Genomic DNA, 14,590 nt, shown 5'->3' on the forward strand with positions numbered 1-14,590 from the left:
TGCAACCGGGCTTTCAACCCTTGACAAAGCGTTTTGTTTGTCAGTTGCGAAGAAGGAAGAGTATGCAGCGTTTCGGCCATTTCGTCAACCTTCTTTTTCACCCCGCTCACTCTGCAAAGCTTGTTTCTGCGTGCATTTCTGCGGGGAGGCGAACTATAGCAAAGCCCTCCCGGGCTGGCAAGGGCAATCCGGGAGAAAGCGGCGCGGCAGCGTAAAATAGCTGTTTCCCCGATCTAAAAGCTTGTCATGACCATCCTGCTCTCCACCCTCAACGCCCGTTATACCCATGCTTCGCTGGGCTTGCGCTATCTGTTAGCCAATATGGGGCCGCTGCAAGAGCAGACCAAGTTGCAGGAGTTCGTCATCGGTGCGAAGACCACCGAGATCGTCGAACGCATCCTGGCGCACCAGCCGCGCATTGTCGGTTTCGGTGTGTATATATGGAACGTGGAAGAAACCACCAAGGTCGTCGCCATGCTCAAGCGTGTGGCGCCGCAGGTGGTGGTGGTGCTGGGCGGGCCGGAGGTGTCGCACGAGCCGGGCGAACAGCAGATCGTCCAGCTAGCCGACTATTTGATCACCGGCTGGGGCGACGTCAGCTTCCCCAAGCTGTGCGGCGAGATCCTCAACGGCCCCAAGCCGCTGATGAAGATCCACGCCGGCGTGCAGCCGCCGATGGCCGAGATCAAACTGCCCTACTCTCTATATTGCGACGACGACATCAAGAACCGCACCATCTACGTCGAGGCCTCGCGCGGCTGCCCGTTCAAGTGCGAGTTCTGCCTGTCGGCGCTGGACAAGACGGCCTGGCCCTTCGCGCTGGAGAGCTTCCTGGCTGAGATGGAGTCGCTGCACGCGCGCGGCGCGCGGCTGTTCAAGTTCGTCGACCGCACCTTCAACCTGAACATCAAGACCAGCCTGAAGATCATGCAGTTCTTCCTCGATAAGCTGGAGGCCAACCCGGACGATCCGGTCTACGCCCACTTCGAGCTGGTGCCCGACCACCTGCCGGACGCGCTGAAAGAGGGCATCAGCAAGTTCCCGCCGGGGGCGCTGCAGTTCGAGATCGGCATCCAAAGCTTCAACCCCGAGGTGCAGACCCTGGTCAGCCGGCGCCAGGACAACCAGAAGGCGGCCGACAACATCCGCTGGCTCACCGAGCACTCGCACGCCCACATGCACGTCGACCTGATCGCCGGCCTGCCCGGCGAGACGGTGGAGAGCTTCGCCCGTGGCTTCAACCAGTTGGTGGCGCTAAAGCCGCACGAGATCCAGTTCGGCATCCTCAAGCGCCTGCGCGGCACGCCGATCATCCGCCACACCGAGGCCTTCGGTCTGGTGTTCGAACCCTACGCGCCCTACACCATCCTGGCCAACAAGGACGTCGATTTCCCCACCATGCAGCGACTGGTGCGCTTCGCCCGTTATTGGGACCTGGTGGCCAACTCCGGCCGCTTCGTCCACACCGTGCCGGTGCTGTTGGGCGAGACGCCGTTCGAGAACTTCATGGCATTCTCCGACTGGCTATACGCGAACACCGACGCCACCCACCGCATCGCGCTCGACCGCCTGGCGGCGCTGGTGGCGCGCTGGCTGCAGGTGGCCGGCATGGACAAACAGGCCGCCGAGCAGCTGCTGGCCAGCGACTACGCCGGCCGCAACGAGTCCGGCTCGAAGGTCAAGAGCGTCCACATCCCCACTCCCGCCGCGCGCGGCGAGACGGCCGCGCCGCAGCGCCAGGCGCGCCATCTGGCAGCCTAAGGGGCGGCCTGCGGGGCACCCCGGCGGCGGCCGGGCGCGGCGGCCGCGCGGTATAGCGGTAGCCGTGGCGGCGAAACTCCCTTAAACTGACGTCATGCCACTAGCCCAAGAGCCTACCCTCACAGTCAACCCAGGCGCCGCCGGGGAACCATCCATCGTCGCCGCCGGCACCTGGCAGGTGCACGCGCTGGCGCAGGGCGGCGCCATGCGCGGCATCGCCAAGCTGCTGGCGCCCTTCAAGGGCAACGGCAAGGTGCAGTGGGACCTGACGGCGATCGACAGCATGGACCACATCGGCGCCCAGGTGTTCTGGAACGCCTGGGGCAAGAAACGTCCCGCCGCGCTGCGCCTGGCGCCGGCGCAGGAGGAGTTCTTCAACCGGCTGGAAAGCACCGGCACGCTGGAACTGGCGCAGCCGCGCAAGCAGCGCCTGACCTCGGTGATGGTGCTCGGCTTCGCCATGCTGGCCTTCTTCCAGCACCTGCGCGACGTCATCTCGCTGGTCGGCCAGGTGGTGCAGGATTTGGCGCGCTTCGCGCGGCGGCCGCTGCGCGGTCCCTGGCGCGAGATCTCGGCCAACATCTACCACGCCGGCTTCCAGGCGCTGGGCATCACCGCGCTGGTCGGTTTTTTGATCGGCGTGGTGCTGTCCTACCTGTCGGCCCAGCAGCTGCGCAACTTCGGCGGCGACATGTACCTGGTCAACCTGCTCGGCATGAGCATCATCCGCGAACTGGGGCCGCTGCTGGCGGCGATCCTGGTGGCCGGCCGCTCCGGCTCCTCGATCACCGCGCAACTTGGCGTGATGCGGGTCACCGAGGAGCTCGACGCCATGCTGGTGATGGGCATCTCGCACGGCTTCCGCCTGATCATGCCGAAGGTGCTCGCGCTGGCCATTTCGATGCCGCTGCTGGTGATCTGGACCGACGCCATGGCGCTGATCGGCGGCATGGTCTCGGCCAAGATCGAGCTGAACCTGTCGAGCCGCTACTTCATCCAGAAACTGCCGGACGCCGTGCCGCTGGCGAACTACATGATCGGCCTGGGCAAGGGCGCCGTGTTCGGCGTGCTGATCGCGCTGGTGTCCTGCCACTTCGGCCTGCGCATCAAGCCCAACACCGAAAGCCTGGGCCACGGCACCACCACCTCGGTGGTCACCGCGATCACCGTGGTGATCCTGGCCGACGCCGTGTTCGCCATCGTCTTCAACGGCGTGGGGTTCCGATGAGCGAAACGACAAGCTCCTCCTGCGGCGCCGAGAACAGCGGCAAGCTGACCCTGGACGGCAGCGTGCCGGTGGTCGAGATCACCGGCCTGTGGACCAAGTTCGGCCGCACGGTGGTGCACCAGGACCTGAACCTGGCGATCCAGCGCGGCGAGATCCTCTCCATCGTCGGCGGCTCGGGCACCGGCAAGACCGTGCTGCTGCGCCAGATGCTGGGCCTGGAGCATCCGGCGCGCGGCTGCGTGCGGGTGTTCGGCGAGGACATCAGCGAGGCCAGCGGCGAGCACCTGCAGCAGCTGCGCAACCACTGGGGCATGCTGTTCCAGCAGGGCGCGCTGTATTCGGCGCTGACCGTGTTCGACAACGTCGCCCAGCCGATGCGCGAGCTGCGCGCGCTGCCCGAGGAGCTGATCCGCGACGCCGTGCTGCTGAAGATGAACATGGTCGGCCTCGGCCCCGAGCACGCCGGCAAGATGCCGTCCGACCTGTCCGGCGGCATGATCAAGCGGGTCGCGCTGGCGCGCGCCCTGGCGCTCGAGCCGAAACTGCTGTTCCTCGACGAGCCCACCGCCGGCCTCGACCCCGACCTGTCGGAAAGCTTCGTCGCGCTGATCCGCTCGCTGCACCGCGAGCTCGGCCTGACGGTGGTGATGGTCACCCACGACCTCGACACCCTGTTCGCCCTGTCGACGCGCATCGCCGTGCTGGCCGAGAAGCACGTCATCGCCATCGGCCCGACGCAGGAGCTGCTGCGCATCGACCATCCGTTTATCAAACAATTCTTCCTCGGCGACCGCGGCAAGCGGGCGCTGGAAGCGCTGGAGGCGCCCGCGACTGCGGCGCCGCCGGCCAGCCAACCGGAGCACTGATGGAAAACCGATCCCACGCCCTCATGACGGGCTTCTTCACGATCACCCTGCTGATCGCCGCCGTGCTGTTCGGCCTATGGTTCAACCGCGACCGCGTCGAGCGCGTGCCCTACATGCTGGCCACCACCCAGCCGGTGCCGGGGCTGAACCCGCAGGCGGCGGTGCGCTACCGCGGCCTCGACGTCGGCAGGGTGTCCGACATCGACTTCGACCCCAAGGTCACCGGCCAGATCCTGGTCAGCCTGAACATCGACCCGGACACGCCGATCACCCGCAGCACCTTCGCCACGCTGGGCTACCAGGGCGTCACCGGCATCGCCTTCATCCAGCTCGACGACGAGGCCACCGGCTCGCCCCGGCTGGCCACCAACAGCACCAACCCGAGCCGCATCCCGCTGCGCCCCGGCCTGTTCGACCAGCTGGAGAAGCGCGGCAAGCGCATCCTGGCGCAGAGCGAGGAGGCCGCCACCCGGCTCAACGAGCTGCTCAGCCCGGCCAACCAAAAGGTCATCCTGGGCGCCTTCGCCGACGTCAGCGCCACCGCCAACGCCTACCGCGCCCTGCCGCAACAGCTCGAGCCGGTGATCGCCCGCCTGCCGGCGCTGGCCGACCAGGCGCAGGGCACGCTGCAGTCGGTGTCGGCGCTGGCCGCCGACGCCACCCGTTTGACCCGCAAGCTGCAGGCGCCGAACGGGCCGATCGAACGCATCAGCGGCACCGTCGAACGGGTCGGCCTGTCGCTCGAGGCGGTCGGCAACGGCGTCGAGCTGGAGGCGCTGCCGCACGTGATCTCGCTCACCGAGGACACGCGCGCCTCGATGCGGGCGCTGAAGAACACCATGAACAACCTGAACGAACGGCCGCAGAGCATCTTGTTCGGCGCGCCGGGCACGCCGCCCGGCCCGGGCGAAGCCGGCTTCTCGGCACCGACCAAATGAGGACCAACGTGAGCCCATCCCCCCTGTTCCGCCGGCACCGCGTGCCGGCGCTGCTCCTGGCGCTGGCCGCCGCCGCGCTGGCCGGCTGCGCCAGCAAGAGCCCGGCGCCGGCCAACTACGACTTCGGCCCCCTGCCCGCCGCCGCCAGCACCACTGCCGCCGCCGCCAAGCCGGCCGCGCTGGTGATGGCCGACGTCAGCGGCCCGGCCGCGCTCGACAGCGAGCGCATGCACTACCGCCTGCTCTACGCCGACGCCCAGCAAACCCGGCCCTACGCCTACAACCACTGGAGCGGCACGCCGCTGCAGCTGCTCACCCAGCGCCTGAAGGCGCGCGTGGCCCAGGCCGGCGTGAAGGTGCTGGCGCCTAGCGACGCCGCCGCCGGCGCCATGCTGCTGCGCGTCGAGGTCGAGGAGTTCGCCCAGACCTTCAGCAGCGCCAGCCAGAGCCAGGGCAGCATCCGCCTGCGCGCCTCGGCCTTCCGCAACCACCAGCTGCTCGACCAGCGCACCTTCGCCCGCAGCAGCCCGGCCGCCAGCGCCGACGCCGGCGGCGGCGCGCGCGCCCTGGCCGAGGCCAGCGACGCCCTCAGCGCCGACCTGCTAGCCTGGCTGGCGACGCTGCCGGCCGCCGCCAAGTAGTGGACCAGGCCGTGAGCCAAGCAGCGAGCCCAAGCCCATGAGCGACATGCCGGCCCCCGCCGCCGCTCCGGCCACGCCGGCCACGCCCGCCGCCGGCCGCGCCTCGCCGGTGGCGCGCGCGACGCTGTTGTCCTACGTGCTGTTGATCGTCTACGCCAGTTGGTTCCCCTTCTCGGGCTGGCACAACCAGGGCCTGTCGCCGCTGATCTTCCTCGAACACATCAGCATGCCGCGCTACTGGACCAAGTTCGACGCCATCACCAACGTGGTCGGCTACATCCCGCTGGGCAGCCTGCTGGTCTACGCGCTGTACCCGCGCGTCAAGGGCTGGGCCGCGTTCGCCCTGGCCAGCGCCGCCGGCCTGCTGCTGTCGGGCCTGATGGAGGGCGTGCAAACCTACCTGCCCAGCCGCGTCTCGTCCAACCTCGACTTCTACACCAACGCCGCCGGCTGCTGCGTCGGCGCCGCCATCGGCGCGCTCAGCGTGCGCAAACTGCTCGACCGCAGCAGCCTGTACCACCTGCGCCAGCGCTGGTTCGCCCAGCACGCCAGCCAGGGCCTGGTGCTGCTGGCGCTGTGGCCGCTGGCGCAGATCTATCCGCAGAACTTCCTGTTCGGCCTGGGCCAGCTGCTGCCCATCCTGTCGGACTGGCTGTCGCTGCTGCTCGACACCGAGATCGACCTGGCCAGCTACCTGCGGCCCGACACCGTGCTCAGCGTCGAGCAGTACTGGCTGTCGGAAATCATCATCACCGCCTGCGGCATGGTCGGCGCCGGCCTCACGCTGCTGTGCCTGTTGCGCCGGCCGGCGCCGCGCGGCGCCCTGGTGGCGGCGCTGATCGCCTCGGCGATCGTGGTCAAGGCGCTGGCCACGGCGCTGCTGTTCTCGCCGGAGAACGCCTTCGCCTGGGTCACCCCGGGCGCCCAGGGCGGCCTGCTGATCGGCGCCATCATGCTGGCCGGCCTGGCCTTCGCGCCGCACGCCGCGCAGCGCCGGCTGGCCGTGCTGACCCTGCTGCTGGGCCTGCTGGTGATCAACACCACGCCGGCCAACCCCTACTTCGTCGCCACCCTGCAGAGCTGGGTGCAGGGCAAGTTCCTCAACTTCAACGGCGCCGCCCAGTTCCTCTCGCTGCTGTGGCCCTTCTGCGCCGTCTGGTTCCTGTGGCTGCCCTCGCACAAGCTGAACCGGCCGTAGACGGGTATCATTACGCCTGACACCATTTTCGAGAGCGCCATGAGCACCACTCCAGACACCGCCGCCGAACCAGGCGCCGACACCCCCTACTTCCAGCGCCACGTGTTCTTCTGCATGAACAAGCGCGACGACGGCCGCAACTGCTGCGGCGAGCACGGCGCCGAGGCGGCGCAGAAACACGCCAAGAAGCGCTGCAAGGAACTCGACATCAACGGCCCCGGCAAGGTGCGCATCAACCAGGCCGGCTGCCTCGACCGCTGCGACGACGGCCCGGTGCTGGTGGTCTATCCCGAGGGCGTCTGGTACACCTACGTCGACACCAGCGACATCGACGAGATCGTCGACAGCCACCTGCTCAAGGGCGTGGTGGTGGACCGCCTGAAAATCTAATTCGCCTAGCCCACATGAACAAGAACTCCGAAAAATTCACCCTGGCCGGCGGCGCCGGCCTGATGGAAGGCCTGCTCGACCATCCCCAGCAGGCGCCGCGCGGCATCGCGCTGGTGGCCCACCCGCATCCGCTGTACGGCGGCACGATGGACAACAAGGTGGCGCAGACGCTGGCGCGCACCTTCGTCGGCCTCGGCTACGTGGCGGCGCGCATCAACTTCCGCGGCGTCGGCGCCTCCGATGGCGTGCACGACCACGGCCAGGGCGAGACCGACGACATGGCCCTGCTGCTCGAGCACATGCGGGCGCAGTATCCCGGCCTGCCGGTGGCGCTGTCGGGCTTTTCCTTCGGCACCTTCGTGCAGTCGCAGCTGGCGCAGCGCATGGCCGCCGCCGGCGCGCCGGCCGAGCGCCTGGTGCTGGTGGGCAGCGCGGCCGGCAAGTGGGCGATGGCCGACATCCCGGCCGACAGCATCCTGATCCACGGCGAGCTCGACGAGACCATCCCGCTCAAGGACGTGTTCGACTGGGCGCGGCCGCAGGACATCCCGGTGATCGTCATCCCCGGCGCCGACCACTTCTTCCACCGCAAGCTGCAGCACATCAAGAGCTGGATAGGCCAGCTGTGGCAAGGGGACGCCGCGCCCGCCGAGCAAGCCCTATAATGTGGCCTGTTTTTTCCGGCCGGACACCCCGGCCGGCCGCAGTTCTTTTTTACCACTACGCAGACTAGTTCCCATGAAAAAATTTATCGCGGCACTGGCCACCAGTGTGTTGATGCTCTCCGCCGCCGTGGCGCAGACCCTGCCGGCGCCGACCATCGCCGCCAAGTCCTGGCTGCTGCTCGACGCCACCAGCGGCCAGATCATCGCCTCGCAAGACCCCAACGCCCGCATCGAACCGGCCTCGCTGACCAAGATCATGACGGCCTACGTCACCTTCGCCGCGCTGCGCGACAAGAAGCTCGACATCAACCAGATGGTCAACGTCTCGACCCGCGCCTGGAAGGTCGACGCCAGCAGCTCGAAGATGTTCATCGACCCGGCCACCCCGGTCAAGATCAACGACCTGCTGCACGGCCTGATGGTGCAGTCGGGTAACGACGCCGCCGTCGCCCTGGCCGAGGCCGTCGCCGGCGACGAGGCCACCTTCGTCGTGCTGATGAACCGCGAAGCCCAGCGCATGGGCCTGACCAACACCCGCTTCGCCAACCCGCACGGCCTGCCCAGCCCGGAAAACTATTCGACGGCGCAGGACTTGTCGGTGCTGGCCAAGCGCGTGATCCTCGACTACCCCGAGTTCTACAAGATCGACTCGGTCAAGAGCTTCACCTACAACAAGATCACCCAGCCCAACCGCAACCGCCTGCTGTGGCTGGACCCGACCGTCGACGGCATGAAGACCGGCCACACGGAGGCCGCCGGCTACTGCATGATCGCCTCGGCGCACCGGCCCAACGGCGCCAGCGAGCGCCGCCTGATCTCGGTGGTGCTGGGCACCTCGTCGGACCAGGCGCGCACGCAGGAAAGCCAGAAGCTGCTCAACTGGGGCTTCCAGAACTTCGACACGGTCAAACTGTACTCCAAGGGCCAGGCCATCGCCACGCCGGAGATCTGGAAGGGCTCAAAGGGCACCGTCAAGATCGGCTTCGCCAACGACGTCATGGTGACGGTGCCGAAGGGCGTCGCCGGCAAGATGAAGCCGCTGCTCGAGCGCAAGGACCCGCTGGTCGCGCCGCTGGCCGAGAACAGCCGCGTCGGCTCGCTGAAGATGATGGTCGACGGCAAGCCGCTGCTGGAACTGCCGGTGGTCGCGCTCGAGCCGATCACCCAGGCCTCGATCTTCGGCCGCGCCTGGGACTCGATGCGCCTGTGGCTGAAATAAGCCCTGCCGCTGTAGCAAAAAACCCGCGAGCTTCGCGGGTTTTTTTTCGCTTCGCCCACCTTCACCCCGCAAGTTAAGGGGTCTGACCCCGTACGGGGTCAGACCCCGGCTTCCGGGTCGCGGGGTTGCGATGTAACAAAACTACAGACGAAATGCCGGGATCATCGCTATAATCGACGGCAGCCGGCCTGCCCCGCCGCATCCACCGTTGTCGCCCCGAGAAAGCCACCATGACCCAGCCCGCCACCGCCGTCCCCCGCTGCCCGACCCAGACCACCAGCAAGGGCGGCCCCGAACTGTCGCGCATCGTCGCCGGCATGTGGCGCATGAACGAATGGGGCATGAGCGCGGCGCAGCGCGTCGCCTTCCTGGAGCAGTGCCTAGAGCTCGGCGTGAGCAGCTTCGACCATGCCGACATTTACGGCGACTACGGCGTCGAGTCGCTGTTCGGCGAGGCGCTGGCCTTGCAACCGTCGCTGCGCTCGCGCATGCAGTTGATCAGCAAATGCGGCATCAAGCTGCTCTCGCCGCGCCACCCCGAACACCGCATCCAGCACTACGACACCAGCGCCGCCCACATCACCGCCTCGGTCGAGCAATCGCTGCGCCGGCTCGGCAGCGACCACCTCGACCTGCTGCTGATCCACCGGCCCGATCCGCTGATGGACTTCGAGCAGATCGCCGCCACCTTCACCCGCTTGCGCCAGGACGGCAAGGTGCGCCACTTCGGCGTGTCCAACTTCAGCCGCCACCAGTTCGACTGCCTGCACCGGCGCATTCCGCTGGCCACCAACCAGGTCGAGTTCTCGCCGCTGCAGGTGGCGCCGCTGTTCGATGAAACCTTCGATGGCTTGCAGGACGCCGGCGTGGCGCCGATGATCTGGTCGCCGCTGGGCGGCGGCCGTTTGTTCGCCGGCGGCGACGCCGCCGGCGCGCGCCTGCGGCCGGTGATCCAGGCCATCGCCGACGAGCTGCAGCAGCCCTTCGCCAGCGTGGTCTTCGCCTGGATCATGCAACTGCCCTGCCGGCCCTTGCCGCTGACCGGCAGCGGCCGCATCGAGGCGATCGCCGACGCGGTGCGGGCGACCGGCTTCACGCTCAGCCGCAACCAGTGGTTCGACATCCTGCGCGCGGCGCGCGGCCACGAGGTGGCCTGAGCCAACGGCGCGACCGCGCGGCGGCGCGCACGACGCCATGCCGGCCGGCAGCGGCCGGCGCGCCGCCTACGGCTCGGCGTAGACCTCGGGCGGCGCGATGCCGCGCCAGCCCAGATGCCAGGCCAGGTTGAGCGCCGCCGTGGCGGCGATGTAGAGGGCGAAGAACAGCACGAAGAAGTAGCTTTGCAGCCAGACCAGCAGGCCGACCGCCAGCAGCAACACCAGCAACAGCGCCACGCTCTTCTTCTGCTTCGAGCTGGGGAAACGCAGCGTCGACACCATCAGGCTGCCGACGCCGAACAGCAGCAGCACCAGCAGGCCGCCGTGCAGCATGCTGGCGGCCGGATCGGGCCAAGCCACCACCACCGAGGCGACGCAGGCGGCGCCGGCGGTGATCGGAATGCCGACGAAGTAGCGCGGGTCGGTGCGCCCCACGTTCACATTGAAGCGCGCCAGGCGCATCGCGCCGCAGGCGACGAAGAAGAAGCTGGCCATGCCGCCCAGGCGCAGCAGGGTCGGCTCGTGCGCGCCCAGCTGGACGAAGCCGTAGCAATACAGCAGCAAGGCCGGCGCGCAGCCGAAGTTCATCACGTCGGCGATCGAGTCGAGCTGCAGGCCGAAGTCCGAGCTGGTGCCGGTGGCGCGGGCGACATAGCCGTCGAGCGCGTCGAACACGCCGGCCAACACCAGCAGCAAGGCGGCCAGACGGTAGTCGGCGGCGTTGCCGACGACGGCGTTGTCGACCGAGACCACCATGCTGCCGAAGCCGCAGGCGATCGACATCAGGGTGACAATACTGGGCAGGGCGAACTTGGCGCGCTGCAGGTGCGGATGGAGGGTAGGCTTCAAATTGGAAAGCAATCAAAAAACGGCAAACGAGGCTGCCAAGGCGAGCATTTTAACCCGCCCGCCGGGCGCGGCGTGGCGTACGGGCGTGTTCGTTTGACGCAAGAGAAACCCGACGCCGGCGTAAATTGACATAGAATCGGAGCAAGGCCACACTGTCCTTTCGCGGGCCCAGGCAGACTCACGGCATACCGCTCGAACCCACAGGAGCTCACCATGACATTACGGCGGCGTTGGCACTTCGCAGTTTCGCGCAGGACGATGGCGCTGTCGTCCGTGTTGCTGGCCGCGCTGTTGGGCGCCTGCGGCGGTGGCGGCGGCGGTGTCGCCAGCGCGCCCGCGCCCACCGTCCCCAGCACGCTGCAGCAGGAGCCGGGCGCGCCCGCCTTCAGCGGCAACACCGCGCTCGACGGCATGAACTGGATCAACTACCGGCGCAACCAGCTCGGCCTGTCCGTGCTGGTCCGCAACGCCAAGATCGACGCCGCCGCCCAGGGCCATTCCGACTACCAGCGCCTGAACAACACCATCACCCACGACCAGATCGCCGGCCTGTCCGGCTTCACCGGCAGCACGCCGGAAAACCGCCTGGCCGCCGCCGGCTACGCGCTGGTGCGCCCCTTCGCCTATGGCGAAGTGATCTCCGCCACCACCGAGACCTCCGGCTTCTACCAGGCCGAGGAGCTGATCACCGCGATCTACCACCGCTTCGTCATCTTCGAGCCGCTGTTCCGCGAGATCGGCACCGGCGCCGCCACCGCCGCCGGCAGCAACGGCTACACCTACTTCACCAGCGACATGGCGGCCAGCAACGGCTATAGCGCCGGACTCGGCAGTGGCAAGCTGGCGGTGTATCCGTTCAACAGCCAAAGCCGGGTGCCGACCAACTTTTTCAGCGACAACGAGAAGCCCGATCCGGTCGACGGCCGCAACGAGGTCGGCTATCCGATCAGCGTGCATGCCGACGCCAGCGCCGTGGTGCTGGTGCAAAGCTTCACCGTGCGGCCGCGCGGCGGCGCCGCGCTGAGCACGCAACTGCTCAGCCGCCGCACCGACAGCAAGGTCGCGGTGTCGGTCGCCGCCATCATCCCGCTGGCCGTGCTCAACGCGGCCACCACCTACGACGTCAACTTCGCCGGCACCGTGGACGGCGTCGCCGTCACGCGCGACTGGTCGTTCAGCACCAAGTGAGGCCGCCGCGCCCGCCCGCCGCCAACGACGACGCGGCAACGGCGGCCGCTGCCGATCCTGTGCTCGACACGGCCGACGGGCTGCGGCGCCTGATGGGCGCCCGCCCGCTCTACCACCAACTGCTGCGCCGCTTCGCCGGCGACTACGCCGACACGGCGGCGCACCTGCGCCAGTCGCTCGACGCCGGCCAGACGGACGCCGCCGGCCGTCTGGCGCACATGCTCAAGGGCGCCGCCGGTTTGATCGGCGCCGGCCAGGTGTGCGCCTTGGCGGCGGCGATCGACACGGCGCTGCGCGGCGGCCGGCACCACCGCGACGGCGACGGCGGCAACCGCAGCGGCGACGGCGGCTGCAACAGCGGCGGTGGCAGCGCTGTGCCTGCTGCGGCGGCACCGCCGGCGGCCGAGGCATGGGAGGCGTTGGATGGCCTGGAACGGGCGCTAGGCCAGCTGTTCGAGCGGATCGAACAGATCGCTCGGCTCGAACGGCTGACAGCCCAAACAGCCATGGCGGCGGCGAACCCGACGGCAGAGGCGGCCGCCGCTGCGACCGCCATGGCCGCCATCCCGGCCGCGCAGCTGTGCGCGCAATTGGCGCAGCTACTGCGCGACGGCGACGGCGCGGCGATCGACCTGCTGGAGGGGGCGGCCGCGCAACTGGCGGCCCATCTTGGCGGGCCCGCTTGGCGCCGGCTGGACGCGGCGGCGCAACGGTTTGATTTTGAGGCGGCCCTGGCCGTGCTGGCGGCCGGCGATGGCGCTGGCGACGACGGAGCGCCGCTCAGCGGGTGAATTCCTTTTCTTCGTCGAAGGCGTCGGCGCACTCCTTGCCACAGAAGCGGCGCACGCTGTCGAGCGGACGCTCGCAATACCAACACGCCCCCTTCGGCGGCAGGGCTTGGCGCGCGCGTGCGGCGGGCGAGGCCGGCGGTGTCGTAGCGGCCGCGCCGTCCGGTACGCTCTCTGGTATCGGTTCCAAGATCTCCCCCTCGATTCAGCTAGTACATCAAGTCTCGTAGCAAGGTTACTTCAGTGGAATACGTCAGGCATGAGAATTATCAACGCCGTGGCGGGTTCAGCAGATGCTGTGGCGGCCCGCGCCATCGTGTCGCCGCGCCGGCCGGTGACGGCCGCGTCGGCTGACCGACTGCACAAATAATAGCAGGTTCGCCGCGCCGCTTTGCGGCCTCCGCGACACAAGCAACAGCGCCGCGATACTCAGCAGCATACACGTTCATAGGGCGTGCCCCGCAGTCCGCCGGGGGGATATTTTTTTCAATGAAAAGGCCGCCGCCGATAGCGTCGCGGAAGGAAAACCGTACTTCCCGCATCGTCGCCGGCCGCCGCAATCGGCACCGGCGCGCTAAGGCTGGACCGGCGCGTCCTGCGCCTTGCGCCACTGCCGCAGGCGGCCGCGCGCGTTGTCGTAGGGCGAGGAGGTGTTGAACTGGATCATGCGGCCCATCGTCCATTTACCGCACCAGGGGCGGCCATACAGCGCCGCGTCGTCGCGCGCCGCGATCCGGCCGACGATGCCCGCCTTGGCCTCGGCGAAGCGCTGTAGCAGTTGCGGATACGGCAGCGCCGCGTAGTCGGCATAGAACTTCTGCGCCAGCCGGCCCAGCTCGTTCCACTTGAAGTCCGTCTCGGGGAAGTCGATCGCCTGGCCGGCCTCGTCGTGGGCGATCCACTTGAGCACCAGCTCGTTCCAGCCGACCAGGTAGGCCAGCAGGTCGGCCACGCTCATGGTGGTGCCCTTGGCGTGGCCCTCCAGCACGGCGTCGCGCGCCCGCGCCGCCGGCACCTCCTCGAAGGCCTTCAACACCTTGCCATAGCTGCCGTCGATGGCGGCCAACAATTCTGCCTTGCTTTGCGGGATGGTCATGCTTTACTTAGCGCCCATTTTCCAGTGCGAGTGACGAGAGCGAAGAGGTTCTGGCTCTCAGCATACATCCGGTTTGTTCTTTTGAGTCAATTGCCGTTGCGCTTCTTCCAGTGCGTTCAAATCATCCTCATCAGCCTGCTTTGCTTCCGCCGCGCGCCGTCTGGAATCGAACTGCTCGTATCGGTCATGCGCAATCCTCAACATCGCTTCGTGACTGACCTGTCCAGCGCCCTTGAGGAGCGGACTTTCATTAAAAAGCATAAAATTATCGACGTATTGACGCCAGTCGGCCATGCGCAAATCCTTGTAAAGTGGACCCGTCAGTCAAGACACTCTGCCAGTTAATTTAAGCTGTGCCCATTTCCACTTCATCAGCTGCTCGGCGCTGTCCCGTACCACTCTTTTCCTGCGGCGTTTCGCCGTCATCGCCGTACCTGTCGACGATCAACGCACCGCCGCCAATCCCATCGCGATGGACTTGATCGGGCGTCTGATACCTCAGCGACTGGTGCGGCCGCTGTGCGTTGTAGAACGCGAAATACTGTGCCAGGCCCACCATCAATTCCGCCATGTTGGCGTAGCCCTTCAGGTACACGTCCTCGTACT

17 protein-coding genes are annotated in these 14,590 nt (G+C 67.7%); 12 read left to right on the forward strand and 5 right to left on the reverse strand.

The window, feature by feature from the left end:
* The first annotated feature begins 246 nt into the window (after positions 1–246).
* The 10 genes from BM252_RS29070 (at position 247) to BM252_RS29115 (ending at position 10,063) form a co-directional block, all read left to right on the forward strand.
* Positions 247–1,761, forward strand: coding sequence for a B12-binding domain-containing radical SAM protein (locus tag BM252_RS29070; protein WP_093391230.1), 1,515 nt, complete (start codon positions 247–249; stop codon positions 1,759–1,761).
* 94 nt (positions 1,762–1,855) lie between these two features.
* Positions 1,856–2,989, forward strand: coding sequence for an MlaE family ABC transporter permease (locus BM252_RS29075; protein ID WP_093391231.1), 1,134 nt, complete (start codon positions 1,856–1,858; stop codon positions 2,987–2,989).
* Positions 2,986–3,855, forward strand: a complete 870-nt coding sequence (locus BM252_RS29080; RefSeq protein WP_093391233.1) for an ABC transporter ATP-binding protein — start codon at positions 2,986–2,988, stop codon at positions 3,853–3,855. The genes BM252_RS29075 and BM252_RS29080 overlap by 4 nt, the downstream gene beginning before the upstream one ends.
* On the forward strand, positions 3,855–4,793 hold the full coding sequence (locus tag BM252_RS29085; RefSeq protein WP_093391234.1) for an MlaD family protein: 939 nt from the start codon (positions 3,855–3,857) through the stop codon (positions 4,791–4,793). The genes BM252_RS29080 and BM252_RS29085 overlap by 1 nt, the downstream gene beginning before the upstream one ends.
* A gap of 8 nt (positions 4,794–4,801) precedes the next feature.
* Positions 4,802–5,434 (forward strand): ABC-type transport auxiliary lipoprotein family protein, encoded by a 633-nt coding sequence (locus tag BM252_RS29090; RefSeq protein ID WP_245774496.1) that lies wholly within the window; start codon positions 4,802–4,804, stop codon positions 5,432–5,434.
* Between the two features lie 37 nt (positions 5,435–5,471).
* Positions 5,472–6,632, forward strand: coding sequence for a VanZ family protein (locus BM252_RS29095; RefSeq protein ID WP_093391237.1), 1,161 nt, complete (start codon positions 5,472–5,474; stop codon positions 6,630–6,632).
* A gap of 39 nt (positions 6,633–6,671) precedes the next feature.
* Positions 6,672–7,022 (forward strand): (2Fe-2S) ferredoxin domain-containing protein, encoded by a 351-nt coding sequence (locus BM252_RS29100; protein WP_093391239.1) that lies wholly within the window; start codon positions 6,672–6,674, stop codon positions 7,020–7,022.
* A gap of 14 nt (positions 7,023–7,036) precedes the next feature.
* The gene (locus BM252_RS29105) at positions 7,037–7,687 is read left to right on the forward strand and encodes an alpha/beta hydrolase (protein WP_093391240.1); all 651 of its coding nucleotides are present in this window, start codon (positions 7,037–7,039) and stop codon (positions 7,685–7,687) included.
* Between the two features lie 73 nt (positions 7,688–7,760).
* Positions 7,761–8,906: a D-alanyl-D-alanine carboxypeptidase family protein gene (locus BM252_RS29110; protein ID WP_093391241.1), complete on the forward strand. Its 1,146-nt coding sequence runs from the start codon at positions 7,761–7,763 to the stop codon at positions 8,904–8,906.
* Positions 8,907–9,136: 230 nt separating this feature from the next.
* On the forward strand, positions 9,137–10,063 hold the full coding sequence (locus tag BM252_RS29115; RefSeq protein WP_245774497.1) for an aldo/keto reductase: 927 nt from the start codon (positions 9,137–9,139) through the stop codon (positions 10,061–10,063).
* Between the two features lie 66 nt (positions 10,064–10,129).
* Here BM252_RS29115 and pssA read toward each other — a convergent pair whose 3' ends face one another.
* Complete coding sequence (gene pssA / locus BM252_RS29120) at positions 10,130–10,912, reverse strand: CDP-diacylglycerol--serine O-phosphatidyltransferase (protein WP_281249407.1); 783 nt, start codon at positions 10,910–10,912, stop codon at positions 10,130–10,132.
* A 213-nt stretch (positions 10,913–11,125) separates the two neighbouring features.
* Here pssA and BM252_RS29125 point away from each other — a divergent pair, with 213 nt between their 5' ends.
* Positions 11,126–12,100 carry a CAP domain-containing protein gene (locus BM252_RS29125; protein ID WP_245774498.1) on the forward strand — a complete coding sequence of 325 codons (975 nt, stop codon included), beginning with the start codon at positions 11,126–11,128 and terminating at the stop codon, positions 12,098–12,100.
* Positions 12,097–12,891, forward strand: coding sequence for an Hpt domain-containing protein (locus BM252_RS29130; protein ID WP_093391244.1), 795 nt, complete (start codon positions 12,097–12,099; stop codon positions 12,889–12,891). Before BM252_RS29125 ends, BM252_RS29130 begins: the two co-directional genes overlap by 4 nt.
* Here BM252_RS29130 and BM252_RS29135 read toward each other — a convergent pair.
* The 4 genes from BM252_RS29135 to BM252_RS29150 form a co-directional block, all read right to left on the reverse strand.
* Entirely contained in the window at positions 12,881–13,078 is a 198-nt protein-coding gene (locus BM252_RS29135; RefSeq protein ID WP_093391246.1) for a hypothetical protein, read from the reverse strand. The genes BM252_RS29130 and BM252_RS29135 overlap by 11 nt on opposite strands.
* Before the next feature lie 384 nt (positions 13,079–13,462).
* Positions 13,463–13,984, reverse strand: coding sequence for a ClbS/DfsB family four-helix bundle protein (locus BM252_RS29140; RefSeq protein WP_093391248.1), 522 nt, complete (start codon positions 13,982–13,984; stop codon positions 13,463–13,465).
* A gap of 57 nt (positions 13,985–14,041) precedes the next feature.
* Positions 14,042–14,278, reverse strand: a complete 237-nt coding sequence (gene rhuM / locus BM252_RS29145; RefSeq protein WP_093391253.1) for a RhuM family protein — start codon at positions 14,276–14,278, stop codon at positions 14,042–14,044.
* A 52-nt stretch (positions 14,279–14,330) separates the two neighbouring features.
* Positions 14,331–14,590 (reverse strand): integrase core domain-containing protein (locus BM252_RS29150; RefSeq protein ID WP_245774499.1); only part of this gene is annotated, 260 nt, incomplete at its 5' end.

The organism is Rugamonas rubra (genome assembly GCF_900114705.1).
Lineage (GTDB): Bacteria > Pseudomonadota > Gammaproteobacteria > Burkholderiales > Burkholderiaceae_D > Rugamonas > Rugamonas rubra.

What these genes read in the sequence shown, in the direction of transcription:
- BM252_RS29070 (WP_093391230.1), top strand. Translation starts at nt 247, where the DNA reads ATGACCATCCTGCTCTCCACCCTCAACGCCCGTTATACCCATGCTTCG.
- BM252_RS29075 (WP_093391231.1), top strand. Translation starts at nt 1,856, where the DNA reads ATGCCACTAGCCCAAGAGCCTACCCTCACAGTCAACCCAGGCGCCGCC.
- BM252_RS29080 (WP_093391233.1), top strand. Translation starts at nt 2,986, where the DNA reads ATGAGCGAAACGACAAGCTCCTCCTGCGGCGCCGAGAACAGCGGCAAG.
- BM252_RS29085 (WP_093391234.1), top strand. Translation starts at nt 3,855, where the DNA reads ATGGAAAACCGATCCCACGCCCTCATGACGGGCTTCTTCACGATCACC.
- BM252_RS29095 (WP_093391237.1), top strand. Translation starts at nt 5,472, where the DNA reads ATGAGCGACATGCCGGCCCCCGCCGCCGCTCCGGCCACGCCGGCCACG.
- BM252_RS29100 (WP_093391239.1), top strand. Translation starts at nt 6,672, where the DNA reads ATGAGCACCACTCCAGACACCGCCGCCGAACCAGGCGCCGACACCCCC.
- BM252_RS29105 (WP_093391240.1), top strand. Translation starts at nt 7,037, where the DNA reads ATGAACAAGAACTCCGAAAAATTCACCCTGGCCGGCGGCGCCGGCCTG.
- BM252_RS29110 (WP_093391241.1), top strand. Translation starts at nt 7,761, where the DNA reads ATGAAAAAATTTATCGCGGCACTGGCCACCAGTGTGTTGATGCTCTCC.
- BM252_RS29115 (WP_245774497.1), top strand. Translation starts at nt 9,137, where the DNA reads ATGACCCAGCCCGCCACCGCCGTCCCCCGCTGCCCGACCCAGACCACC.
- BM252_RS29125 (WP_245774498.1), top strand. Translation starts at nt 11,126, where the DNA reads ATGACATTACGGCGGCGTTGGCACTTCGCAGTTTCGCGCAGGACGATG.
- BM252_RS29140 (WP_093391248.1), bottom strand. Translation starts at nt 13,984, where the DNA reads ATGACCATCCCGCAAAGCAAGGCAGAATTGTTGGCCGCCATCGACGGC.
- rhuM (WP_093391253.1), bottom strand. Translation starts at nt 14,278, where the DNA reads ATGGCCGACTGGCGTCAATACGTCGATAATTTTATGCTTTTTAATGAA.